At 66.4% G+C, this 23,728-nt stretch carries 22 protein-coding genes and 1 pseudogene; 18 read left to right on the forward strand and 5 right to left on the reverse strand.

The features are described 5' to 3' along the window. The first annotated feature begins 16 nt into the window (after positions 1-16). The 6 genes from E3O25_RS13790 (at position 17) to E3O25_RS13815 (ending at position 6,395) form a co-directional block, all read left to right on the forward strand. Positions 17-931 (forward strand): carbon-nitrogen hydrolase family protein, encoded by a 915-nt coding sequence (locus tag E3O25_RS13790; RefSeq protein WP_092111794.1) that lies wholly within the window; start codon positions 17-19, stop codon positions 929-931. Further along, a complete protein-coding gene (locus tag E3O25_RS13795) occupies positions 928-2,292 on the forward strand; it encodes an APC family permease (RefSeq protein ID WP_092111793.1) in 1,365 nt (454 codons plus the stop codon). The genes E3O25_RS13790 and E3O25_RS13795 overlap by 4 nt, the downstream gene beginning before the upstream one ends. A 63-nt stretch (positions 2,293-2,355) precedes the next feature. Then, positions 2,356-3,174: a carbon-nitrogen hydrolase family protein gene (locus E3O25_RS13800; protein WP_241983832.1), complete on the forward strand. Its 819-nt coding sequence runs from the start codon at positions 2,356-2,358 to the stop codon at positions 3,172-3,174. Between the two features lie 256 nt (positions 3,175-3,430). Further along, positions 3,431-5,338 carry an HNH endonuclease signature motif containing protein gene (locus E3O25_RS13805; RefSeq protein ID WP_134361414.1) on the forward strand — a complete coding sequence of 636 codons (1,908 nt, stop codon included), beginning with the start codon at positions 3,431-3,433 and terminating at the stop codon, positions 5,336-5,338. 200 nt (positions 5,339-5,538) lie between these two features. Continuing rightward, positions 5,539-5,934: a hypothetical protein gene (locus E3O25_RS13810; protein ID WP_134361415.1), complete on the forward strand. Its 396-nt coding sequence runs from the start codon at positions 5,539-5,541 to the stop codon at positions 5,932-5,934. After that, positions 5,931-6,395 carry a hypothetical protein gene (locus tag E3O25_RS13815; RefSeq protein ID WP_134361416.1) on the forward strand — a complete coding sequence of 155 codons (465 nt, stop codon included), beginning with the start codon at positions 5,931-5,933 and terminating at the stop codon, positions 6,393-6,395. Before E3O25_RS13810 ends, E3O25_RS13815 begins: the two co-directional genes overlap by 4 nt. 29 nt (positions 6,396-6,424) lie before the next feature. On the opposite strand, the gene E3O25_RS13820 is transcribed toward E3O25_RS13815, so the two are convergent. Then, positions 6,425-7,258 (reverse strand): Ku protein, encoded by an 834-nt coding sequence (locus tag E3O25_RS13820; protein ID WP_134361417.1) that lies wholly within the window; start codon positions 7,256-7,258, stop codon positions 6,425-6,427. Between the two features lie 71 nt (positions 7,259-7,329). On the opposite strand from E3O25_RS13820, the gene E3O25_RS13825 reads away from it, so the two are divergent. From E3O25_RS13825 to E3O25_RS17715, 3 genes and pseudogenes are all read left to right on the forward strand, one after another. Beyond that, the gene (locus tag E3O25_RS13825; protein WP_134361418.1) at positions 7,330-9,849 is read left to right on the forward strand and encodes an ATP-dependent DNA ligase; all 2,520 of its coding nucleotides are present in this window, start codon (positions 7,330-7,332) and stop codon (positions 9,847-9,849) included. 25 nt (positions 9,850-9,874) lie between these two features. Next, positions 9,875-10,576: a phosphatase PAP2 family protein gene (locus E3O25_RS13830; protein WP_092111295.1), complete on the forward strand. Its 702-nt coding sequence runs from the start codon at positions 9,875-9,877 to the stop codon at positions 10,574-10,576. A 280-nt stretch (positions 10,577-10,856) separates the two neighbouring features. Continuing rightward, positions 10,857-11,303 (forward strand): annotated as a pseudogene (locus E3O25_RS17715) (phosphatase PAP2 family protein); the annotation flags it as partial. Positions 11,304-11,330: 27 nt separating this feature from the next. Here the strand turns inward: E3O25_RS17715 and E3O25_RS13840 are convergent. Next, a complete protein-coding gene (locus tag E3O25_RS13840; RefSeq protein WP_092111297.1) occupies positions 11,331-12,134 on the reverse strand; it encodes a DUF1206 domain-containing protein in 804 nt (267 codons plus the stop codon). A gap of 62 nt (positions 12,135-12,196) precedes the next feature. Beyond that, positions 12,197-12,670, reverse strand: coding sequence for a VOC family protein (locus E3O25_RS13845; protein ID WP_092111299.1), 474 nt, complete (start codon positions 12,668-12,670; stop codon positions 12,197-12,199). Between the two features lie 159 nt (positions 12,671-12,829). On the opposite strand from E3O25_RS13845, the gene E3O25_RS13850 reads away from it, so the two are divergent. After that, entirely contained in the window at positions 12,830-13,138 is a 309-nt protein-coding gene (locus E3O25_RS13850; protein ID WP_092111301.1) for a hypothetical protein, read from the forward strand. A gap of 30 nt (positions 13,139-13,168) precedes the next feature. Further along, on the forward strand, positions 13,169-14,170 hold the full coding sequence (locus E3O25_RS13855; RefSeq protein WP_134361419.1) for a glutathione S-transferase family protein: 1,002 nt from the start codon (positions 13,169-13,171) through the stop codon (positions 14,168-14,170). Between the two features lie 8 nt (positions 14,171-14,178). On the opposite strand, the gene ligD is transcribed toward E3O25_RS13855, so the two are convergent. After that, the gene (gene ligD, locus E3O25_RS13860) at positions 14,179-15,201 is read right to left on the reverse strand and encodes a non-homologous end-joining DNA ligase (RefSeq protein ID WP_092111305.1); all 1,023 of its coding nucleotides are present in this window, start codon (positions 15,199-15,201) and stop codon (positions 14,179-14,181) included. An 84-nt stretch (positions 15,202-15,285) separates the two neighbouring features. Here ligD and E3O25_RS13865 point away from each other — a divergent pair, with 84 nt between their 5' ends. The 3 genes from E3O25_RS13865 to E3O25_RS13875 all read left to right on the forward strand — a co-directional run bounded on the left by E3O25_RS13865 (position 15,286) and on the right by E3O25_RS13875 (position 17,471). Beyond that, positions 15,286-16,587, forward strand: coding sequence for an MFS transporter (locus E3O25_RS13865; protein WP_092111306.1), 1,302 nt, complete (start codon positions 15,286-15,288; stop codon positions 16,585-16,587). Further along, positions 16,584-17,072, forward strand: coding sequence for a DUF427 domain-containing protein (locus E3O25_RS13870; protein WP_092111307.1), 489 nt, complete (start codon positions 16,584-16,586; stop codon positions 17,070-17,072). The genes E3O25_RS13865 and E3O25_RS13870 overlap by 4 nt, the downstream gene beginning before the upstream one ends. A gap of 81 nt (positions 17,073-17,153) precedes the next feature. Continuing rightward, a complete protein-coding gene (locus tag E3O25_RS13875) occupies positions 17,154-17,471 on the forward strand; it encodes a DUF6457 domain-containing protein (protein WP_092111309.1) in 318 nt (105 codons plus the stop codon). Between the two features lie 25 nt (positions 17,472-17,496). Here E3O25_RS13875 and E3O25_RS13880 read toward each other — a convergent pair whose 3' ends face one another. Then, a complete protein-coding gene (locus E3O25_RS13880; protein ID WP_092111311.1) occupies positions 17,497-19,791 on the reverse strand; it encodes an FdhF/YdeP family oxidoreductase in 2,295 nt (764 codons plus the stop codon). A 147-nt stretch (positions 19,792-19,938) separates the two neighbouring features. Between E3O25_RS13880 and E3O25_RS17025 the strand changes: the two genes are divergently transcribed. The 4 genes from E3O25_RS17025 to E3O25_RS13895 all read left to right on the forward strand — a co-directional run bounded on the left by E3O25_RS17025 (position 19,939) and on the right by E3O25_RS13895 (position 23,728). After that, complete coding sequence (locus tag E3O25_RS17025) at positions 19,939-20,103, forward strand: hypothetical protein (RefSeq protein WP_092111313.1); 165 nt, start codon at positions 19,939-19,941, stop codon at positions 20,101-20,103. A 129-nt stretch (positions 20,104-20,232) separates the two neighbouring features. Beyond that, the gene (locus tag E3O25_RS13885) at positions 20,233-20,946 is read left to right on the forward strand and encodes a succinate dehydrogenase cytochrome b subunit (protein WP_134361421.1); all 714 of its coding nucleotides are present in this window, start codon (positions 20,233-20,235) and stop codon (positions 20,944-20,946) included. Continuing rightward, positions 20,943-22,982: a fumarate reductase/succinate dehydrogenase flavoprotein subunit gene (locus E3O25_RS13890; protein ID WP_134361422.1), complete on the forward strand. Its 2,040-nt coding sequence runs from the start codon at positions 20,943-20,945 to the stop codon at positions 22,980-22,982. Before E3O25_RS13885 ends, E3O25_RS13890 begins: the two co-directional genes overlap by 4 nt. Then, positions 22,979-23,728 carry a succinate dehydrogenase/fumarate reductase iron-sulfur subunit gene (locus E3O25_RS13895; protein ID WP_092111319.1) on the forward strand — a complete coding sequence of 250 codons (750 nt, stop codon included), beginning with the start codon at positions 22,979-22,981 and terminating at the stop codon, positions 23,726-23,728. Before E3O25_RS13890 ends, E3O25_RS13895 begins: the two co-directional genes overlap by 4 nt.

Consider the following 23,728-nt stretch of genomic DNA (forward strand, 5'->3'; position numbering starts at 1 on the left):
GATCGAAGGAGTCACCATGCCACGAACAGTGCGCATCATCGCCGTCCAGGCCGCGCCACATGCCCTCGGTGCGTCGCTGGACGACTTCGCGAGCGAGCTCCACCACATTCTCGTCGACGACCCGGGCGCACAGTTTGTCGTCTTTCCCGAGCTGCACCTGTTCGGTACCGAAACGGGTGAAGCCCTGAGCCTGGAGCAGCGCAACGACGTGCTGCGGGCATCCGCTGTGCCGCTGGATGGTGAGCTGGTCGGCCGGCTCGGGGCGATCGCCCGGGCGGCGGGCGTCTGGCTGCTGCCGGGAAGCATCTGTGAACGTGGGCCGGGCGGCGAACTGTTCAATACGGCCGTGGTGTTCTCTCCAACAGGTGAGCTCGTGGCGAGCTATCGCAAGATCTTCCCCTGGCGTCCCTACGAGCCCTACGAACCCGGCGACCGTTTCGTCGTGTTCGACGCCCCCGGCATTGGCCGGTTCGGGCTGTCGATCTGCTACGACGCCTGGTTTCCCGAGGTGACGCGGCACCTGGCCTGGATGGGCGCTGAGGTCGTGCTCAACATCGTCAAAACCACGACCCCCGACCGGGCCCAGGAAGTCGTACTGGCCCGGGCCAATTCCATCGTCAACCAGACCTTCACGGTGAGTGTGAACTGTGCCGGCCCGCTCGGCGAGGGCCGCAGTCTCATCGTCGACCCGGAAGGGGCCACCCTGGCCGAATCCACCGGCACCGAAACGGTCGCGCTGGCCGTCACCCTCGATCTCGACCACGTCGCGCGGGTACGTGAACACGGCACGGCTGGAACGAACCGGCTGTGGGCGCAGTTCCTGCCGACCGACGCCCCCCTCGAGCTGCCGCTCTACGCCGGGCGCATCGACCCGACGAGCTGGACGCCACAACTCACCGAAACTTTCCTGGAAACGGAACTCCTGACATGACCGGCACCCCCGCTCTCGCGCGCACCCTCGGCCTGCGCTCTCTCGTCTTGTTCGGCTTGGCCTATATGACACCACTGATCGTGCTCGGCATCTTCGGCGTCGTCGCCGAGACCACCGGGGGTGCGAGCGGCTCCGCCTACCTCGTCGCCCTCGTCGCGATGCTGTTCACCGCCTCGAGCTACGGCCGCATGGCCGCCGCCTACCCGGTGGCCGGCTCCGCGTACACGTATGTGCGGCGCACCGTCGACTCCCGGGTGGGTTTTCTGGTTGGCTGGGCCGTGCTGCTCGACTATCTCTTTCTGCCCATGGTGATCTGGCTCATCGGTGCCGCCTACCTCGAAGCGCAGTTTCCCGGCGTTCCCGCCTGGGTCTGGATCATCGGTTTCGTCGTGATCACGACCCTGCTGAACATTCTCGGCATCAAGGTCGCCGACAAGGCCAACTTCCTGCTCATGGCCTTTCAGGTGCTCGTCATCGGCGCCTTCGTGGCGCTGTCGATCGCGTCGATCGTCGCCAGCCAGGGCGCCGGCGGTCTGATCAACGCCTCGCCGTTCGCCAACCCCACCTCCACCTTCGCGGGAATCACCGCCGGCGCGGCCATCGCCGCTTACTCCTTCCTCGGCTTTGACGCCGTCACCACCTTTACCGAGGAGACCATCAACCCGCGTAAGACCGTACCTCGGGCCATCCTGCTGGTCGCGCTCATCGGCGGCGCCATCTTCGTGTTGGTCTCCTATACCACCCAGCTGGTGCGTCCGGGCGGAGTCTTCACCGACGCGTCCTCGGCCGCGTTCGATATCGCCATGCAGATCGGTGGCAACGTGTTCGGGGCCGTGTTCCTGGCCGGCCTCGTCATCGCCCAGTTCGCCTCCGGCCTCGCCGCCCAGGCTGCGGCCTCCCGGCTGCTGTTCGCCATGGGCCGCGATGGTGTGCTCCCGCGTCGTATCTTCGGCGAGGTCAGCAAGCGCTTTCGCTCACCGGTGTTCAACCTCGTCATCATCGGCGTGGTCGGTTTCATCGCGATCTTCCTCGATGTCGCCACCTCGACCTCGTTCATCAACTTCGGGGCCTTCGTCGCGTTCACCATGGTCAACGTGGCCGTCATCTTCTACTTTGTGCGTCAGCGACGCGAAGGCAACCGCCTCAATCCCGTGTTCTACTTCGTCATCCCGTTGATCGGTGGCCTGATCACGCTCTACCTCCTCACCCGCCTCGATGCGAACGCCATCGTTCTCGGCCTGAGTTGGCTCGCCGTCGGGGTAATCGTGCTCGGCGTACTCACGCGCGGTTTTCGCCGTCAGCCGCCCGAAATGGACTACGTCGAAGCGGATGACGAAGCTCTCGTCACCGAGACCCGCTGACGGAGTTTAGGCTGACGTCGTTTAGGCTGACGGGACGGGCGTGACCGGCACGCGGAGAGCAGGGTGAGCGTGCGAGTCAGCCTCGCCCAGATTGCGTCCGGCGCAGACGTCGACCGCAATTTACTGCTGATTCAGCAGGCCGCCCGGCGTGCAGCCGCTGACGGGGCCGACCTCGTCGTGTTTCCCGAATACGCCATGTACGAGAAGAAAATGGTCGATGCGACTTTCTCTGCGGTAGCCCAGCCGGTGACCGGGCAGTTTGTGGCTGCCCTCGCGGCGACCGTGCGGTCGCTTCGCATCACTCTCGTGGCAGGAATCGTCGAGATCAACGATCACGAGGCGCGACCATACAACACCATTGTGGTGCTGGGTCCCGACGGAGACTTGCTAGCCAAATACCGCAAGATGCACCTGTTTGACTCTTATGGCTTTCGAGAGTCAGAGTGGATCGCCCCGGCGACCGATCTGACCCCGGTGGTGTGTGAGGTGGTGGGGCGTTCGGGCGAGCGGATGCGCATCGGCCTGATGACCTGCTACGACCTGCGATTTCCCGAACTCGGCCGCGAACTGGCCGATGCCGGCGCCGACCTGGTTCTGGTCTGCTCCTCGTGGGTCCCGGGCCCCGACAAGACCGAACAGTGGCGGGTTCTCGCGCAGGCGCGCGCCATCGAGAACTCCTACTTCGTCGGCGCCGTGTCGCAGTGTGCACCCATCTCGATCGGGCACAGCCTGCTCTCCGATCCGGCCGGTCGGGTACTCGCCGAGCTCGGCCGCACACCAGATCTGGTCACCCTCGTCGTCGATCCCGACCTGGTACGTCAGACGCGCGAGCGCAACCCCTCCCGCGATCACCGGCGTCACACCATCCAGCCTCGGGAATAGGAATCGCCGCACATTCAAACGCGCCCGAATAGGTCCCCTCACACAAAGTTGAGGCGAAATTTGTCAGGCTCAAGGCGAAGCTGGAGCGAGTCTGCGAACGGACACACTCCGTCGGTCGAGCCCGCCGAGACCACCCTCGACCAGAGTGAGCGGGTCTGCGAAACGCGGCCGCTCGTGTGAATGCAGCTTCGGGCAAAATTCCCGACAGATCTGAGAAAGCCTCGCTTTCGCGGGGTGGGTTTGGTACACTTGTTCTATGAGCCAGCGCGGCGACACCCCCCAGCCGGGCCGCGCCGATCCGTTCTTCGCCGCGTACGGCCGACCGCCGATCACTCTCGAGGAGCGTGCCGAGTTCGAGGTGTTCTGGGCGCAGTGCCAGGCAGACTGGCAGGTCGAAATTGCTGAGGGCCTCGGGCAGTTCGCTCCGTACGAGGCCCTGGAAGACGTCGACACTGAACCCTTCACTACCGCGCCGTTCCGGGCTGCCCCGGTCGGCGCGGACCCGGTCGGCACGGCGATCTATCGGCGTGAGATGCCGGACGGCCCGCCCCTTCCGGCCGGCCTCGACCTCACCGAGGTGTTCGCGGCGGTACCGCCCGAGCACCGGTTCGACGACGACCTCCGCGAGGAGTTCCTCTACGCCGAGTACCTGCGCACCACGCACGACACGAACGACGAGCCGCACCACTCCGCCCCGGCCACCGATGACCCATCCGCCGATGACCAGACCTGCACTGACCGGACCTGCACTGATCGGTCCGGCGCTGACCAGTCCGGCACTGATCGGTCCGGCGCTGACCAGTTGGATCCCCTCGAGGGGTTGAATCCGTTTCAGCGGCGGCAGGCGCAGTTCGTCGACCGGGTGCTCTACTTCGAAAAGCTCATCGGCTGGGCCCAAGCCAGCAAAGCCGAAGTACTCACCGAAGCGTGGGACTACACCACCAACACCGCCGAAACCGGCCGCCCCCAAGCCGGACCGCAGCACGAGCACGACTGGGCCGCCACCTTCGCCGCCCAACAAGGCCTCGTCGCCGAGATCGCCTGCGCGCTCCGCATCCCCGGCGGCACCGCCTCCGGCCTCCTCCAGCAAAGCCGAGTGCTGGTGGCTGAACGGCCCGACACTCTCACAGCCCTCCGAACCGGAGACATCTCGCTGCGCCACGTGCGCCAGGTCCTCGACCAACTCAGCTCCGTCCCCCAGCCCGCCCGCACCGACCTCGAAACGGTGCTGCTGCCCCACGCGAAACGCCTCACCCCTGCCCAGTTCGACGGCAAAGCACGCAAACTGCGGGAACGGTTCCACCCCGACAGCATCACCGTGCGCCGCGCCCGCTGCCTCGCCGACCGCGGGGTGCAGTTCTTCCCCGATAAAGACGGCATGGCCACCCTCTGGCTGCGCGCCGCCGGCGACGACCTCCAAGCCGTCTACACCCGCGTCACCGACGCCGCCATCAGCCTGCAAGGCCCCGACGAACCCCGCACCCTCAGCCAGTTACGCGCTGATGTGGCCGTTGACCTGCTTCAGCAGGGCGTCACCGGCAGCGGACTCGGCGCCGGGCTCACCGCGAACGTCAACATCACCGTGCCGGTGCTCACCCTGATGGGTAAGAGTGAAGAGCCCGGCGAACTCGAAGGCTACGGGCCGATCGACCCCGAAACCGCCCGCAAGCTGGCCGGCACCGCGACGAGCTTCCTGCGCGTCCTCACCCACCCGCACACCGGCATCGTCCTCGACGTCAGCGCCGAACCCTTCCGAGTACCCGCCGCACTAAAGAAATACCTCCGCCTGCGCGACGGAAGCTGCCGCTTCCCCGGCTGCAACCGCTCCGCCGGCCACAGCGACCTCGACCACACCATCGATAAACAATTCGGCGGCCCCACCACCGCCACCAACCTGCACTTTCTCTCCCCCGCCCACCACAACCTGAAGCACTTCAGCAACTGGACAGTCACCGCCGACCCCGACGGCACCCTCCACTGGACCAGCCCAGCCGGCAAACACTACGCCACCGACCCCGCCACCCGCATCACCCCACCGCCGCAACAAGCACCACCAACACCCCCACCACCAGCCACGCCACCACCACCCGTACCGGACCCCTGGACCTCCGACAGGGCCGCCTCCGGCTCGGACACCACCGACACCGACACCCACCCGTTCTAGCGCCGCGCGGTCACCCTGCGCGGCGGGGAATGCCGGGTGCAGAATGCTGACCGGCGGGCGGGGCATCCGCTGAGCCGCTCGTCCGCAACACTATTGCCGAGGGCAGCTACCGGGTGTAGGTATGGGGCATGGTCGAATGCCTGCCCCATTTCATCGGATCAAAGTCCATTCCCGGCGCTCAAATTTCGGATCCTCTCGCGGTGTGCAAGATCTGCGGGGGAATCACCTGCAACGAGCACGGCCAGCGCGACCCGGCCGTGCCGGAATTCGTCTGCGTACTTTGCGATATTGCCCTTCTCAATCACAGCGCCGGCGGCGGTGGTGACGGCGGCCAACCATCCTCCTCCAGCCGCTTCGCCTCGTGGGAACAGTTCCTGGAACGGCAGCCATCGTATCCGCAGGACTGGCTGGCCGAGGGCCTGTACCAGTGGACCAACGAACCCGGCCTTCTGATCGAGTACGTGGGACCAGACCCGGCGGCCCAGAAATTGCTCGCGGCAGCCGCCGCACTCGGCTCTCTGTTGGAGATCCCGCCCGAACACCTGCCGCAGCGGGTGGCGCTGATGCTCGGTTTCGGACCCCAGCTGCTGCTATGACCGTTCCGGCCGTCGCGCCCGCCTTCGACTACGAGATCCGCTGCCGCGACGATGTGGCCGAGGGGACCCTCAGTATCCCGGAACGCTCCGACTGGTGGAGCCTCCCGTCCAACGTGAGTTCTGACATCGTTCGAGTGGATGTGGGTGGTCGCGTCGATTTTCTGCGCGCCACCCAGCGAAAGTTCGGCCAGTCGAACGAGGCCTTAGTGGTCTGCGGCACCCCGCACCAGCTGCGCCTGCATCGGCTGCGCACCTCGACCGATGGGCGCCTGGCACTGTTCGGGCTGGCGCTGGCGATCATCGTCGAGGGCATCAAACTGTCCCTCACCATCGGTCAGAGCACTCCGCTCGTGGCCATCGGAGCGGTGGGCGTGAGTGTGCTCAACGTTCAGGCCGTGCTGCTGACCGCGATCGGCCTCGTGCTCGTGGTCTGGAAGCGCGTGCTCGCGGCACGGGGTTGAGAAGCACCCGCCATGAGACGGACAGCCGCTCAGGAGGCCGAGCGGGCTCGCTTCGGCTTCGATTTGGGCTTGGCCCGGTCACGGCTGGCCTCGACGCTGCGCCGCAGTGCTTCCATGAGGTCGAGCACCTCGCCGCCCTCACCTTCGTCGGTCGTTTCACCGAAGGTCACCTCGGTCGACACCGCGTCACCGCTCTTCAGCTTGGTCTCAATTAGCGCCCGCAATTCGTCCTGATAGTCGTCGTTGAAGGCATCCGGTGCAAAATCGGCCGCGAACGACTCAACCAATGCCGCCGACATATCCAGTTCTTTGGCACTGATATTGACCCGCTCGTCGAGGGACGCAAATTTGGCCTCGCGTACCTCGTCGTCCCAGAGCAGGGATTGCAGCATGAGCACGTCGCCGTGCACGCGCAACGCACCCAGCCGGGTCTTCTGCCTCAGGGCAAAGTGCACGATGGCCGTGCGATCGGTGGCTTCCAGCGTGCGCCGCAGCAGCACGTAGGCCTTGGCAGACTTGCCGTCCGGTTCGAGAAAGTAGCTCTTGTCGAGCATGATCGGGTCGATCTGGTCGCTCGGCACGAACTCGACCACGTCGATCTCCTTGCTGTGCTCGGCCGGCAGCGACGCGAAGTCGTCAGCGGTGAGCACCACGGTCTGCTCGCCGTCGTCGAAAGCCTTGTCGATGTGGTCGTACGGAACGACCTTGGCGCAGATCTCACACCGACGTTGGTAGCGGATGCGTCCCCCATCGGTATCGTGCACCTGATGCAGTGACACGTCGTGATCCTCGGTGGCGCTGTACACCTTGACGGGCACATTGACGAGCCCGAAGGTGATCGCACCGGTCCAGATGCTTCTCATGCGACCAGTACACACCCGAATGAGACATTTTTCGCCTAGTAGACCCGGGGTTTCCGCGGCACAGTTGACGCATGAACGCCAGCAGCCAGGTCGTCTCTGTGGAAGGCCACCGCATCACACTCACCCACCTGGACAAGATTTTGTACCCGGAGACCGGCACCACGAAGGCCGACGTGCTGGCCTACTACGCGGCGATCGCCGACGTGCTGATCGCCCACGCGGCGAACCGCCCGGCCACCCGCAAGCGCTGGGTACACGGAATCGGCACCATCGAGCACCCCGGCACGATGTTCTTTCAGAAGAACCTCGAACCGTCAACGCCGAGCTGGGTGAAACGGCACGAGATCGCGCACAAAGATCATGTGAACACCTATCCGCTCGTGAACGACCTCGCCACCCTCACCTGGCTCGGGCAGATGAGCGCCCTCGAAATCCACGTGCCGCAGTGGCAGTTCGGCCGCACCGGCACCCCGCGCAATCCCGACCGGCTGGTGCTCGACCTCGACCCGGGCGACGGTGTCGGACTACTCGAATGCGCCGAGGTGGCGCGGCTGGCCCGAGTGATCCTGCAGCACATGGGATTGCAACCGATGCCGGTGACCAGCGGGAGCAAGGGCATCCACTTGTATGCCGCCCTCGACCTGTCGTACACCTCAGACCAGGTGTCGGCCGTGGCACACGAACTGGCCAGAGCGCTCGAGGCGGACCACCGCGATCTCGTGGTGAGCGACATGAAGAAGACCCTGCGCCCCGGCAAGGTGTTCGTGGACTGGAGCCAAAATAATGCCGCGAAGACCACCATCACACCGTATTCCCTGCGCGGGCGCAGCCACCCGATGGTTGCGACGCCGCGCACCTGGAAGGAGCTGGCCTCGGCCCAGCTCGAGCAGCTCGACTACAGGCAGGTGCTCGCCCGCTTGAAGCGCCGGGATGATCCGCTCGCGCTGCTGTCGGCCGGGTCGTTCGAGCATGCGGCTGGCACAACCAGCGACACGGCGACCCCCGCCCTCGTGACAACGGACCGGCTGACGGTGTACCGCGGCAAGCGCGACGCCGCGAAGACGCCGGAGCCCGTTCCCGCTGCGCCGGCCGTGGCGTCCAACGGCCTGTCATTCGTCATTCAGGAGCACCACGCCCGCAGCCTGCACTGGGATTTTCGACTCGAACACGAGGGGGTGCTCGTGTCGTGGGCGCTGCCCCGCGGCGTGCCCGTCACATCAGCGCAGAACCGGCTGGCGGTACACGTCGAAGATCACCCGCTCGAGTACGGCAGCTTCGAGGGAACTATTCCGGTCGGGGAATATGGTGCCGGCGACGTGTCCATCTGGGACCGCGGCGTGTACGACCTCGAAAAATGGCGCGACGACGAAGTGATCGTCACCCTGCACGGCGAGCCGGACGCCGGGCTCGGCGGCACCGCCCGGTTTGCCCTGATTCGCACGAGTGACAGCCACGGCAGCAGGGCAGCCAACAACTGGCTGATTCACCGCATGAAACCGAGCGTCGGATCCTCGGGCAGCTCACGCACGAATGCCCGCCCGCACGGCGGCCCAGCCGCCGAGATCACTCCCCCGCCACCGAAAAACGCCTACTCTCCCATGCTCGCCGCCGCCGGTTCCGAAGCCGATCTCGGCGACGACCTCGGACTTGGCGAGTGGGCGTTCGAAATGAAGTGGGACGGCATGCGCGCACTCGCCTATGTGTCGCTGGCCGAGCACAACGTTCGCTTGGTCACCCGCAACGGGCACGATGTGACCGCGTCCTATCCCGACCTCGTCGCCGACCTGCTCGCGGCACTGGCGCCAAAAGCGAGCAGCGCAGCACAGGACAGCGCAGTGCTCGACAGCGCAGTGCTCGACAGCGAGATCGTGGCCGTCGACAAACGCGGTCGCCCCGACTTCGGCCTGTTGCAGAGGCGGATGAAACTCACCGAGGCCCGCGAGGTCGCCTCAGCGGCCCGCACGGCTCCGGTGCAGCTGATGCTCTTCGACCTGCTCGAGCTGAACGGCCGCTCGCTCACCGGATTGACCTACACCGCGCGCCGAAACCTGCTGGAAGCCACGGTGACCGCGACCGGCTCCACGCAGGTACCGCCACGTCTCACCGGCGGCTTCGCCGAAGCCTTTCAGATCAGTCGCCAGCTCGGTTTGGAAGGGGTCATGGCCAAACGGCAGGACGGCCGCTATACGATCGGGCGGCGGTCCAGGGACTGGGTGAAGATCAAACATTTTCGCACCCAGGAAGTAGTCGTCGGCGGCTGGCGACCGGGCCGAGGCAACCGCGCCGGTGCGATCGGATCGCTGCTCCTGGGGATACCCACCGACACGGGCTTGCGTTACATCGGCCGGGTGGGCACGGGGTTCGGCGAACGCGACCTGGCCGACATCCGCTCAAGGCTCACCCGTCTGGTGCGCAAGACCACTCCGTTCAGCGACATCCCGCAAACGGATGCGCAGGGCGCGGTCTGGGTGCGCCCCACCCTCGTCGCCGAGGTCGAGTTCGCCGAGTGGACTGCGACCGGTCGGCTGCGCCAGCCGTCCTGGCGAGGCTGGCGACCCGACAAGGCACCGGGCGACATAACATCCGAATGATGCGGGTACGAGCTAGCATTACCCCATGGTGAGTGCTCGACATCCCGAACACGCGGCGATACCACGCGCACAACGCGTCACCCGCCGGTGGCCGCTGATCAGCGGTCTCGGTGCGGTCGCCCTCTCCCTCGGCCTCGGCGTCCTGGTACTGCTGCGCGGCACCGCTGACACCGCCGACGCCGCATCGCTCGCCATCGACCGGTCCTGGCTGGCCTGGATCGACCGGTTTCGCGGCCCGGCCCTGGACTCCGCCGCGCTGGTCTTGAACTATCTCGGCTTCGGGCTTACGGCGTCGCTGCTGATTCCGGCACTGATCGTGGCCGTTCTGCTGCTGGCCCGACGTTTCTGGGCGGTCGGCTTCTATCTCGCGGCGACGATGCTCACCGGCGGAGCCGTTCAGGTGATCAAACGTCTGTTCGCGAGAACCCGCCCGCAGGACATCCTGGTGACCGTCGATTTCGGATCGTTTCCGTCGGGTCACGTGGCGAACGCGGCCGCCATGGCCACCATTTTCGTACTCCTGTTTCCACGGTGGTGGGTCGGGGCGCTCGGAGCCGCCTACACGCTGGCCATGATGATCAGCCGCACCTACCTGGGAGCACACTGGTTGACCGACACGATCGGTGCCCTGCTGCTCGGCACGGGCATTGCCGTTGTAGTCTGGGCGCCGTTGGCGGCAAAACTCGACGGCGAATACCGGCTGCGAGCCGACCGGAGACCGCACTAACCAGACCTCGCTGTTGCACCGAAAGGACGCGCGGATGAATGCCATCCAGCCCACCACGGCGTGGCGCTCACGCTGGAACAAGCTCATCGTCGATCCCCGTCCGCTGTCAGCGGCCGGGCGTCGTCACATGCGGTGGACAGCCGGCGCGCTCGTGGCCGCCGGAATCATTTTGTTCGCCTGCGTGCTCGTTGACGTGCTGCAGCCCGACCGGGCGTCGTTCTACGATTCTCCGGTTCGGGAGTGGCTCGTCGATAACCGGTCGCCGACCCTCACGGTCGTCATGATCGGGCTGGCCATCGTCTTCGGGCCGGTCGCACTGCCGATTATCGTGCTGGTGCTCACCGTGGTCTGGGGTTTCACGGGCAAGCACGCGTGGCGGCCCCTGCTGCTGGCGATCGCCATGCTGACCGGAGTCATTCTGGCTCAGATTCTGGCTCCCCTTATTGCCCGCACCCGCCCGCCGGTCGAGCTGATGCTGTTCGGCGCCGACTACTCCTTCTCATTTCCATCGGGGCATGTTCTCGGCGCGGCCGATTTTGTGCTGGTGCTGACCTACCTGATCGTGTCGCGGAGGCCCAGCCGCCGGGCTGTCGCCATTGGGTTCAGCATCGCGGTGGTCTGCATCGCCCTCGCCGCGATCAGCCGGCTGTATCTCGGCTACCACTGGGCGACGGATGCCCTCGCCTCGCTCTCGATTTCGCTCGTGGTGCTCAGCGCCGTGATCGCCTGGGATACCCGTCACGCTGCCCGCGGTCTACAACCGGGCGCGGCGGGCTCGAACGAAGCAGTAGACGCCGTACGCGATCAGGCCGATGCCGATCAAGATCAGGGCGATCGTTCCGAACGGCAGGGCGGCGAGCGCCTTGAGCGCCCCATCGAGCCCGGTGGATTTACTGGCATCCTGGGTGAGCGCGGCGGCACCGATGAGGATCGCGACGACGGCGAGCGCGACGCCCTTGGCGACATACCCGACGACGCCGAGGGCGATGACCGCGCGCCCGACCGGCCCGCTCGGCACGGCGACGTCTGACCGAAACTTCTGCGCTGCACCCTTGTAGATGAAATACCCGGCAACGCCGAGCACGGCCACCCCGGCCAGGAACAGCACGATTGTGCCGCCGGGTGAGGACAGCAGCGACGCACTGGCGCTCTGGGCGCTGCCGGCCGAACTGGACGAACCGCCCTGAGCAAAGGTCAGGGCGGTGGCTCCGAGCGCGAAGTAGACGATGGCTTTGGCAATATTGGCCAGACGACGCGACCACCTGCGTTTGGGCTCGCCCTGCAGCACGAAGGCGGAGATGAGTAGCCAGAGCCCCAGGGCGAACATTCCGATCACAACGGTCCAGAGCAGAAATACTCCGCCCGGGCTCGACGCCAGTTGCGCGAGCGCCCCGCTTTGATCAGCCGAACCGCTGCCGGCGCCGATCGCCACGGTGATCGCGATCGAACCGATCAGGATGTGCAGCAACCCGTTCACGGCGAATCCCAGCCGGGCCAGCAGTTGCAGAGTGGAACTGTTGCTCGCGTCGCGAGCGATGTGTGTCGCCGATGCATTCATCACGGGCTCAGCATAGGCGCACACACACCGTCCCGCGCAGGACTAGACCGTCCACTGGCACATCACCGGGTGACGTCGTCTCGGAGTGACGGGTCACCGGCCTCGGACGTCTGGGCACCTTCGGCGGCGACACCGGCGATGTTGACCATCCAGTTGGTGCCGAATTTGTCGACCAGCGTGCCGAAGCTGTCACCCCAGGGAGCTTTGTTGAGCGGCATGGTGATGGTGCCTCCCTCGACCAGCTTGTCCCAGTAGCCGGTCAGTTCGGTCTCATCCTCGCCGCTGAGGGAGACCGTCACGCTGCTGCTCGTGGGGAGTTCCATGCTGTTGGGGGTGTCGGAAGCCATCAGCGAGAATCCGCTCGTGGTCGTCAGCTCCGAGTGCATGATCTTGTTCTGTTCGGCCGGATCTTCGCTCGCCTGGTATTCCCCGAAGGTGCTGCGGGTGACCTCGCCGCCGAAGACGCCCTGGTAGAAGTCCATCGCTTCGCGGGCAGTGTCGCGAAAGCCGAGATACGGGTTGAGACGACTGCTCATGGTTGTTCTCCTTCTCATCGGGGCGGGGTTGTGGAGTGGTGCTGTGATTATTGCCCCGATCCAGCAATCTGACGAGTCGTGACAGGCAGCCGTTCCCAGGAGAGCGCTATGGCCGTTCCCTGAACCGACACAGACTGCTCGGCGGGTACAGTGACGGGCATGAAGCTGATCGCCATCGACCCGCCCACCCGCAGCTTTTCGCGCTGGCTCACCGACGAAGAAATCGGCCGGGTGATCGCCCACAAACGCGGCTGGCGGCAGGCGCCCGACGGCAGCGTGCTGGCGGGCAAGATTCGCAAGACCAGAATCAGCGCTTCGCTCGCGCAGCTCGGCGCCACCGCGGTCGCGCGCGGCTGGGCCAGCCGGCCGCGGGTCGAGCCGAGCGACAGCAGCGGCCCCACCCACATGATGTGGGGCATCATCGACGCGCGCACCGACGCCGAGATCGCCGCAGAACTCGGCGGGTAGTTCTCGGGGTACGTCGCGTAGCGTGGATGTATGAGCCTCGACCCCAGTTACATCACACCCGGCAAAGATTTCGACCGCGACACCAATTACATCGAAGACCGCATCACCCAGGACGGCCGGGACGGCTGGCCCGTGGAACCCGGCCGCTACCGTCTGGTCGCCGCCCGCGCCTGCCCGTGGGCCAACCGCACCACGATCGTGCGCCGCCTGCTCGGCCTCGAGGGCGTCATCTCCCTCGGCCTGCCCGGCCCCACCCACGACAAGAACAGCTGGACCTTCGACCTCGACCCGGGTGGCGTGGACCCGGTGCTCGGCATCGAACGCCTACAGCAGGCCTTCTTCGCCCGCTTTCCCGACTATCCGCGGGGCATCACCGTACCGGCGATCGTCGATGTCACCTCGGGTCAGGTCGTCACCAACAACTACCCGCAGATCACCCTCGACTTCGAAACCGAGTGGATCGCGCACCACCGCTCCGGTGCCCCCGACCTCTACCCCCAAGCCCTGCGGGCCGAGATCGGCGAGGTCGCCAACCTCATCTTTCACGACGTCAACAACGGCGTCTACAAGTGCGGCTTCGCCGGCAGCCAGAAATCCTACGAGCGGGCCTACGACGCACTCTTCGCCCGGCTGGACTGGCTTGAAGAACGCCTGGCTGGGCAGCGGTATCTCGTGGGCGACACGATCACCGAGGCGGACATCCGCTTGTTCACCACCCTTGCCCGCTTCGACGCGGTCTATCACGGGCATTTCAAGTGCAATCGCAACAAGCTCAGCGAGATGCCGGTGCTGTGGGCCTACGCGCGCGACCTGTTCCAGACTCCCGGTTTCGGCGACACGATCGATTTCAACCAGATCAAGAAGCACTACTACGTGACCCACGTCGACATCAATCCCAGTGGCATCGTGCCGAAGGGTCCGGATGCTGCGGCTTGGCTGGCACCGCATTCTCGCGCCGATCTCGGTGGCCGTCCGTTCGGCACCGGAACCCCGCCGGAGCCGCCGCTGCCCGCCGAGCGCATCGTGAACTGACGATCGCGCTAGTCGGGCTTTTTGGCGCGGCTGGGCTGCACCCGCGGCGGCTCCCCCGGCATCTTGGGAAAGTCCGGCGGAAACGGCAGCTCGCCGAGGCCGTCGGCCAGATCGCGTTCCCACCACGAATAGAGGGTGTCGATCGAGCCGGGCTGCTCGTGCAGGGCAGCCCACGGGTCGCCCTGCTCCCGCAGCCGGGCCGGCACGGTGAGGATTGTGAACGCGCGCGGATCGGCCTGGGCCAGTTCGCTCCACTCCAGCGGGCAGGACACCGGGGCGTGCGGCAGCGGCCGCGGGCTGTAGGCGCCCGCCATGGTGCGGTCACGGTTGGCCTGGTTGTAGTCGATGAAAATGCGCTCACCGCGCTCTTCCTTCCACCAGTTCGTGGTGACCTGGGTGGGCATCCGTCGCTCCAGCTCGCGCGCTGCGGCGATGACCGCGTGCCGCACGTCGAGAAATTCGCGGATCGGAGTGATCGACGCGAACACGTGCAGCCCGCGGTTGCCGGACGTCTTGACGAACGCGGTCAGACCAGCCTCGGCCAGCAGATCCCTGAGCTCGAACGCGACCGGAATAGTGTCAGCGAAGTCCGTGCCCGGCTGCGGATCTAGGTCGATGCGCAGCTCGTCGGGATTGTCGGCGAGTTCGGCGCGAGACGGCCAGGGGTGGAACACGATCGTGTTCATCTGCACCGCCCACACCGCGGCGGCCGGTTCGTCGATCACGAGCTGCGGATGCGTGCGCCCGCTCGGGTAGACCACCGGCACGGCCCGCACATAGTCGGGTGCGCCCTTCGGCGGGTTCTTCGAGAAGAACTGCTCGCCGTCGATGCCGCCACTGAATCGTTGCAGCGACAGCGGACGATCACCGTTGGCGCGCACGAATTGCTCGCCCACGGCGATGATGTACCGGGCGAGATCGAGTTTGGTGATTCCCGGTTCGGGCCAGAGTACCCGGGCCGGGCTCGACAGGCGCACCGCGCGCGCGCCGTGCGGGCCGTCAACCGTCACAACCTGCGCGTCAGAGCTCATGCGCACACTGTAGTCAGATACGTCAGGAGCGGGTGCCCGGCACGCGTACTCTGAACGAGTGCCTCGAGTCGTGACTGCCCTGCAATGACTCCAGCGCACCCGGGCCGCGGGGCGGCATCCGCTGGTTGGAACGGGCACTCCCACGGCAGCTCCGACTACCGCAAACTGCTCGCGGGACTGTTCTTCGCCGGCATCGCCACCTTTGCCCAGCTGTACTCGCCCCAGGCGGTGCTCGCCCGGATCGCCGACGATATCGGCGTCAGCGCAGCGGATGCCGCTCTCGTCATCTCGGCGTCGACGCTCGGCCTGGCCGTCGGCGTGATTCCCTGGTCGCTCGTGGCCGACCGACTCGGCCGGGTGCGGGCCATGTCGATCGCCGTGATCGCGGCAACGGTGTTCGGGCTGCTCGTGCCCTTCGCTCCCACCTTTTCGCTGCTGCTCACCGGTCGTTTCGTGGAAGGGCTCATGCTCGGCGGCGTACCGGCGATCGCGATCGCGTACCTGAGCGAGGAAATCGAGCCACGGCACGCCGCCCGCGCGGCCGGCACCTACGTTGCCGGAACCTCGATCGGCGGTCTGCTCGGGCGGCTCGTGGCCGGGCCGATCACCGAATTGGCACACTGGCGGGTGGGAGTCTTCGCGGTGGGAGTGCTCTGCGCTGTCGCGGCCGTTCTGTTCATTACGCTGGTTCCTGCACCGCGCGGCTTCGTGCCCCGACGATTCGTGCCGCGGCGGGCACGCGAGCGTGGCAGCGACCCGGGGCTGGTCGATCTGTTACGCGCCAACCTGTCGTCGCCGCGCCTGCTCGCCCTTTATGCCCAGGGGTTTCTGCTGATGGGCGGGTTCGTCGCCCTCTACAACTACCTCGGTTTTCGCCTCGCCCACGACCCGTTCAACCTGCCGCAGGCCCTGATCAGCCTGGTCTTCGTGGCCTACCTGGCCGGCACCTGGTCGTCGGCCCAGGCCGGCATTCTGGCCGCCCGCTTCGGCCGCTGGTGGGTGCTGATCAGTTCTCTCGCGTGCATGACCGCGGGAGTGCTGCTGACCTTGTCAACCGTGCTGGTACTCGTTCTGCTCGGCGTGCTGCTGGCCACGGCCGGGTTCTTCGCCGCCCACGCTGTCGCCTCGGGCTGGACCGGGGCCGAAGCCCGGATCGGTCGCGCCCAGGCATCATCGCTCTACAACCTCGCCTACTACGCCGGGTCGAGCCTGTTCGGGTGGCTCGGCGGCGTGTTCTTCGTGCAGTGGGGGTGGGGCGGAACCGTCGGCATGGTCGCCGGCCTCGCCGTGCTCGCGGCCGTTGTGACCGTTGCCGCACTTCGTCCTCCGCAGAATCCGGCCCACACCACCGGGTTCGCAGGTAGCCGATCTAACATCGGACCATGACTGAGCGAGTACAACCCGACCCCGTGCACCCCGGCCAGGAATCCGTCTGGGATTACCCACGCCCACCCCGCGTCGAGCACACCGGGGAACACGTCACCATCGAACTCGAGGGAGTGACCATCGTCGACACGACCGACGTCGTGCGGGTGCTCGAGACCAGCCATCCGCCGGTCTACTACCTGCCACGAAGCGCCTTCGCTCCGGGGGTGCTGCAGGCCGCACCCGGCCAGAGCTACTGCGAATACAAGGGCGTCGCCGGTTACGCGTCAATCGGCGCGCGCATCCGCTCAGCGTGGTTCTACCCCACTCCGACGCCGGGATATGAATCCCTGGCCGAGCGGGTCGCGATTTATCCGGGAGCGATGGACCGGTGCACCGTCGACGGTGAAACCGTGCGCGCGCAGGAAGGCGACTATTACGGCGGCTGGATCACCGCGAAAATCGTCGGACCGTTCAAAGGGTCAGCGGGCACTATGGGGTGGTAGCGATTCTCGACGAAATTGTTGCACGGACTTGTCCGGGTGCGGGTACCCTCAGACCAGCCAGGCCTAACTGAAGGAGCTACCGTGAACCGCGACGAGAGTGACGATCAGATTCTCAGGCAGTGGACACGCCGCCTCAGTCAGGCCCTTCAGATTCTGGACCTGGAGGTAGACAACAACCTCGTGCTCAACGTCGCCGACGAAGCCGCCCATGCGGTCAGTCCGATGGCCGCACCCATCACCACCTTCGTCGTCGGCTACGCCGCTGGCTTTGCCGCTGCTCAGTTAGCGCTCGCGTCGCAGACGGCCATCGTTCGGGCAGCGGATGTCGTGATCGCCGTCTGCCGGCAGCCCGCGACCGAGAGTCCCGACGAGGGCGGCTGGGTCAACACCGCCCAGTAGCCCAACGGCGCATTGTCTCAGCCGATCAGGCAGCCGCACGCTCCAATCGAATGATGACGGCCTTCGATACCGGCGTGTTACTGCCGTCCGCGACGCTGTCGAGCGGCACGAGCACGTTCGCCTCCGGATAGTACGCGGCGGCGCAGCCGCGCGGCGTCGGATAGGCCACCAGCCGATAGCCCCGCAAGACCCGGTCGACGTTGTCGCTGAACTCGCTGTGCACATCGACCAGATCCCCGTCGGAAAACCCGAGGGCGATGAGGTCCTTCTTGTTGATGAAGACCACGTGCCGGCCCTTCTTGATCCCACGGTAGCGGTCGTCGAGCCCGTAGATGGTGGTGTTGAACTGATCGTGGCTGCGCAGGGTTTGCAGCACCAGTCGCCCGGGCGGTACCTCGAGGTGCTCGAGCGTATTCGTGGTCAGCATGGCTTTGCCGGTGGGGGTGTTGAAGGTGCGGGAGTCGCGTGGGCCATTCGGCAGCACGAACCCGCCCTCCTGGCGGATGCGTTCGTTGTAGTTCTCGCAGCCGCCGACCACATTGGCGATGTGATCGCGGATGCGGTCGTAGTCGGCTTCGAAACCGGCCCAGTCGACAGCAACCTTGTTTTTCAGCACGGCCTGGGCCAGCCGGGCGATGATCGCGACCTCGGAGAGCAGATTCGGTGACACCGGCTTGAGCTTGCCCCACGACGGGTGCACCGCGCAGACGGAATCCTCCACCGAGACGAACTGCTCCCCGCTGGCCTGGTGGTCGATTTCGGTGCGCCCCAGGGTCGGCAGGATGAGGGCTTCTGCGCCGGTCACGGCATGCGAACGATTGAGCTTGGTCGAGATCTGCACACTCATCTCGGTGCGCGTCATGGCGGCCTCGGCAATGCCGGTGTCACTCATGGCGGCGACGAAGTTGCCGCCGAGCCCGAGCCACACCTTCATCGACCCGTCGCGCATGGCGCGCACCCCGTCGACGGAATCGACGCCGTGCTCGCGGGGCGGGTCGAAGCCGAACTCGGCCTGCAGGGCGTCGAGGAAGGCCGGCGGCATCTGTTCCCAGATGCCCATGGTGCGGTCGCCCTGCACGTTGCTGTGGCCGCGGATCGGGGAGGCCCCGGCACCGGGCTTGCCGATGTTGCCGCGCAACAGCAGCAGGTTGATGATTTCCTTGATGGTCTCGACTCCCTTCTTCTGCTGCGTCAGCCCCATCGCCCAGGTGATGATCACGCGATCGGCGTTGATGTATCGCTGCGCAAGTTCGTCGATCTGGGCCGCGCGCAGTCCCGTCGCGGCCAGCACCATCCGCTCGTCGAGGGCGGCCAGATGCTGCCGCAACTCGGGCAGCCCCTGGCAGTGTTCGTCGAGAAAGGACTGGTCGAGCACGGTTCCCGGCGCGGCAGCCTCGGCGTCAAGCACCCGTTTGGAGACGGCCTGTAGCAGGGCCATGTCGCCGCCGATGCGAATCTGCAGAAACTGGTCGGCAATGTCGGTGCCGTGGCCGATGATTCCGCGCACCCGCTGCGGGTTCTTATAGCGGCGCAGGCCCGCCTCCGGCAGCGGATTGACGGCGACGATCCGGGCGCCGGCGTCCTTGGCTTCTTCAAGCGCGGTAAGCATGCGCGGGTGATTGGTGCCAGGGTTTTGCCCCATGATGATGATCAGGTCGGCCTTCGCGAAGTCGTCGTAGCTGACCGTGCTCTTGCCGATGCCCACGGTCTGGCCCATGGCCCAGCCGGTGGATTCGTGACACATATTAGAACAGTCCGGCAGGTTGTTGGTGCCGTAGGCCCGCACGAACAGTTGGTAGGCGAAGGCGGCCTCGTTGGAGGCGCGACCGCTGGTGTAGAAGGCGGCCTGGTCGGGCGAGTCGAGCCCGTTGAGCTGGGCGGCGATCACGCGAAAGGCCTCTGGCCAGCTGACCGGCTGGTAGTGCTCGCTGCCGGCCGGCTTGTAGACAGGTTCGACCAGCCGGCCCTGCATACCGAGCCAGTATTCGCTCTTCTCCCGCAGGTCGGCAAGCGAATGCTCGGCCCAGAAACTGGTCGGGATGGTGATCGGGGTCGCCTCCCAGGTGACGGCCTTGGCGCCGTTCTCACAGAATTCGAAGGCTTTGCGCGTGCCCGGGTCGGGCCAGGCGCAGCTCATGCAGTCGAAACCGTCTTTCTGGTTCATCGACAGCAGGGCGCGCATCCCCCGCAGGGCACCCATCTGGGTGAGCGCCGGGTCCATGGAGTGCAGCACCCCGGGCACGCCGGCGGCCCAGGCCTTGGAATGAGTGACCTCGATGTCATCATCGGTGACGTCTTTGATCGGGGGTTCACTACTCATTCTGATCTCCGTTGCTCTGGTGCCGGCCGCGCGCTCGTCGCTGGCACGATACACCGACTGGAGCGGGAGCATCCGGTGCGACAGGAATCTCTTTTATACCCCCATGGGTATAGTCTGGGGACTCCTCCCCAACGAAAGGCACCCAAAATGTGCAGAGCCATCACCTGCAAGACCTGTCAGAAGACCACCTGGGCCGGGTGCGGCCAGCACGTCGACCAGGTCATGAAGGGCGTGCCGCGCAACCAGCGTTGTGAGGGTCACGTAAAGGAGAAATCCACCGGCGGATTCTTCGCCCGCCTGCTCGGTCGGTAGGGCAGGCCGGCCTCATCCGGTCATCTGTGCACGCAACACGCCGTCTACCCCGATAAGAGCGTCGGTACACTGAACACAGTCAGGAGCCGGCCGCATTCGACGTTCGCCTGACTTTGGTTGGGGGCGCGGATGAGCAGCAGGGCACGCACGACAGCGCGGAGGCCACTGCTCTCCAACTTCGTCTGCAAAACGGTCATGGCCCTCACCGGCCTGATCTTCTCGGCGTTCGTGCTCGTGCACATGGTCGGCAACCTCAAGGTGTACCTGGGCGCCGAACATTTCAACGATTACGCTCACTGGCTGCGGGAGGCGTTCGAACCGGTACTCCCTTACGAGGGATTGCTCTGGGTACTGCGCCTCGCCCTGCTCGCCAGCCTCGCCGGGCACGTCGCCTGCGCGGCGCTGCTCTGGCGTCGCGCCCGTGTCGCCCGCGGCCCGGTACGCCGACGACACGCGGGGTGGCGTTCTTTCACAGCACGCACCATGCCGGTGACCGGCCTCGTGCTGCTGTTCTTCGTGATCTTTCACGTGCTCGACCTGACCACCGGCACCGCGCCAGCCGCGAGCGGGGGGTTCGAAGCGGCGACCGTGAACACGAGTCACGCCTACGAAAATCTCGTGGCCAGCTTTCAACGCCCGCTGGCCGGTCTGTTCTACGCTCTCGCCATGATCGTGCTCGGCCTGCACGTGGCCCACGGCCTCTGGGCCGCAGCCAATGACCTCGGCGCGACCGGCCGGCGATTTCGCCAGGTGGCCGTCGTCGTCTCTGGCGTCGTGGCCCTGGTGATCATGCTCGGCAATATTTCGATCCCCATTTTCGTGCTGATCGGAGTACTGAAATGACCGCTCCACGCCCAACGGGTGCCGCTGCACCGGCTCTCACGCCGGCTCTCACGCCGGCTCTCACGCCGGACGACGTTCGCACGATCGGCGACGCGATCTCCGGCGGCCAGCCAACGCAGAGCGGACCAGACGCCTGGGCGGAACGCAAGCTGCACTACAAGCTCGTCTCGCCGCTGAACCGACGAAAATTCCGGATCATCGTGGTGGGCACCGGACTCGCCGGAGCGGCCTGCGCGGCCGCCCTCGGCGAGCAGGGCTACGACGTGCACGCCTTCACCTTTCACGACTCGCCCCGCCGCGCGCACAGCGTGGCCGCTCAGGGCGGCATCAACGCGGCCCGCGCCCGCAAGGTCGACAACGACAGCCTCGCCCGTTTCGTGAAAGACACCGTCAAGGGCGGCGACTTTCGCGCCCGCGAGGCCGACTGCTGGCGCCTCGCCGAGGAAAGCGTGCGCGTGATCGACCACCTCGACGCCATCGGCGCCCCGTTCGCCCGGGAGTACGGCGGCCAGCTGGCCACCCGTTCCTTCGGCGGCGTGCAGGTGTCACGCACCTATTACACCCGCGGGCAGACCGGGCAGCAGCTCGAAGTCGCCGCCTCGCAGGCACTGCTGCGTCAAGTCGCCGCCGGCACCGTCACGCTGCACACCCGCAGCGAGATGCTCGACCTCATCGTCGACGACGATGCCGCGGACAGCGCGGGCACGGGCGGTGCCGCCCGCGGCATCGTCGTGCGCGACCTGATCACCGGCCGCATCTGGTCGCAAACCGGCCACGCGGTCGTGCTCGCGACCGGCGGTTACGGCAACGCCTTCTTCAAGTCCACCCTCGCCAAGAACTCGAACGTTTCGGCCGCCTGGCGCGCGCACCGCCGCGGGGCCCTGTTCGCGTCGCCATCGTTCTTGCAGTTTCACCCGACGGCGCTGCCGCTCGGCTCGGACTGGCAATCCAAGACCATCCTGATGAGCGAATCGCTGCGCAACGACGGCCGCATCTGGGTTCCGGTGCAGCCGAATGACTCGCGCGCGGCGAACGACATTCCCGAAGCCGAACGCGACTACTACCTCGAACGCCGCTATCCCGCCTACGGCAATCTCGCCCCGCGCGATGTAGCCAGTCGCGCCGCCCGCGATGAGATCGAAGCCGGTCGCGGCGTGGGGCCCCTGCGAAACAGCGTCTACCTCGACTTTCGCGACCCGCTGGCCCGCCTCGGCCGCCCAGTGCTCGCCGAACGCTACGGCAACCTGTTCGAGATGTACGCCGACGCCACTGGCGACAGCCCCTATGACGTACCGATGCGCATCGCGCCGGGCGCGCACTTCGCGATGGGCGGGCTGTGGTCGGACTACGACCTCATGACCAGCATCCCCGGCCTGTTCGTGGGCGGCGAAGCCGGCTGGGCTTACCACGGCGCCAACCGGCTCGGAGCGAACTCGCTGCTCTCCGCCAACGTCGACGGCTGGTTCACCCTGCCGTACTCCATTCCCAACTATCTGGCGCCACTGCTCGGCACCCCGGTTCTCGCCGACGACGATCCGATGGTTCTGCGTGCGGTCTCCGAAACGCGGGCCGGCGTCGAGACGCTGGCCGCGTCGCCGGGCACGCAGGGACCCGACCGATTCCATCGGCGGCTGGGTGAGATTTTGTACGCGCACTGCGGGGTCAGCCGGTCGGCGGCGGGGCTGGCGGAGGGCATCCGCTTGATTCGGGAGCTGCGCAGCGATTTTCGCAACGACCTCCGCGTCGCGGGCAGTGCCGACGGCTTCAACCAGGAGCTCGAACGCGCCGGACGGGTGGCCGACTTCATCGACCTGGCCGAGTTGATGTGCATCGACGCGCTCGACCGCGACGAATCCTGCGGCGCACACTTTCGCATCGAGCACCAGCTCGGCGACGGCGAGGCCGCCCGGGACGACGAGAACTGGTCGTTCGTCTCGGCCTGGGAACGTGGGGCGACCGGCTCGTACCGACGCCATCAGGAACCCCTGCACTTCGAATCGGTTCAGCCGGAGACAAGGAACTACAAGACCTCGTGAAGCTCACCCTGAAAATTTGGCGCCAGGATTCGGCGCAGGCGGCCGGCCGGTTCGAAAGCTACTCGCTCGACGGTGCGGGCGAGGAGTTCACCCTGCTCGAAGCCCTCGACAAACTCAACGACACGCTCGTCGAGACCGGCCAGGTGCCGGTCTCGTTCGACTCCGACTGCCGCGAGGGAATCTGCGGCTCCTGCGGCGTGACCGTCGACGGCGTTCCGCACGGACCGATCGCGAACACCCCGTCGTGCCGGCAGCACCTGCGCAGCTTCACCGACGGCAGCACCGTCACGCTCGAGCCCTTTCGCTCCGGCGCTTTTCCCGTGGTGCGGGACCTCGCCGTCGACCGATCCGGACTCGACCGCATCATCGAGGGCGGCGGGTACGTCTCGATCGACGCCGGCACGGCAACGGATGCCGACGCCCACCAGGTCAGCCACGAAACGGCAGAAGCCGCCCTCGATTTCGCGGCCTGCATCGGCTGCGGGGCCTGCGTCGCCGCCTGCCCGAACGGCTCGGCGAGCCTGTTCACGGGCGCCAAGCTCATGCACCTCACCCTGCTGCCGACGACCCGTCAGGAGCGAGGCCAGCGCGCCGTCGGCATGACCGAGGCGATGGATGAAGAGTTCGGACCCTGCTCGGTCATCGGGGAATGCGTGGAGGTCTGCCCGGCCGGCATCCCGTTGACGGCGATCGCCGGCCTCAACCGCGAAAAGCTACGCTCGGTGCTGCGCGGCAAGGCGTCGTAA

The sequence above is a fragment of the Cryobacterium sp. TMT1-3 genome, assembly GCF_004402315.1.
GTDB lineage: Bacteria > Actinomycetota > Actinomycetes > Actinomycetales > Microbacteriaceae > Cryobacterium > Cryobacterium luteum.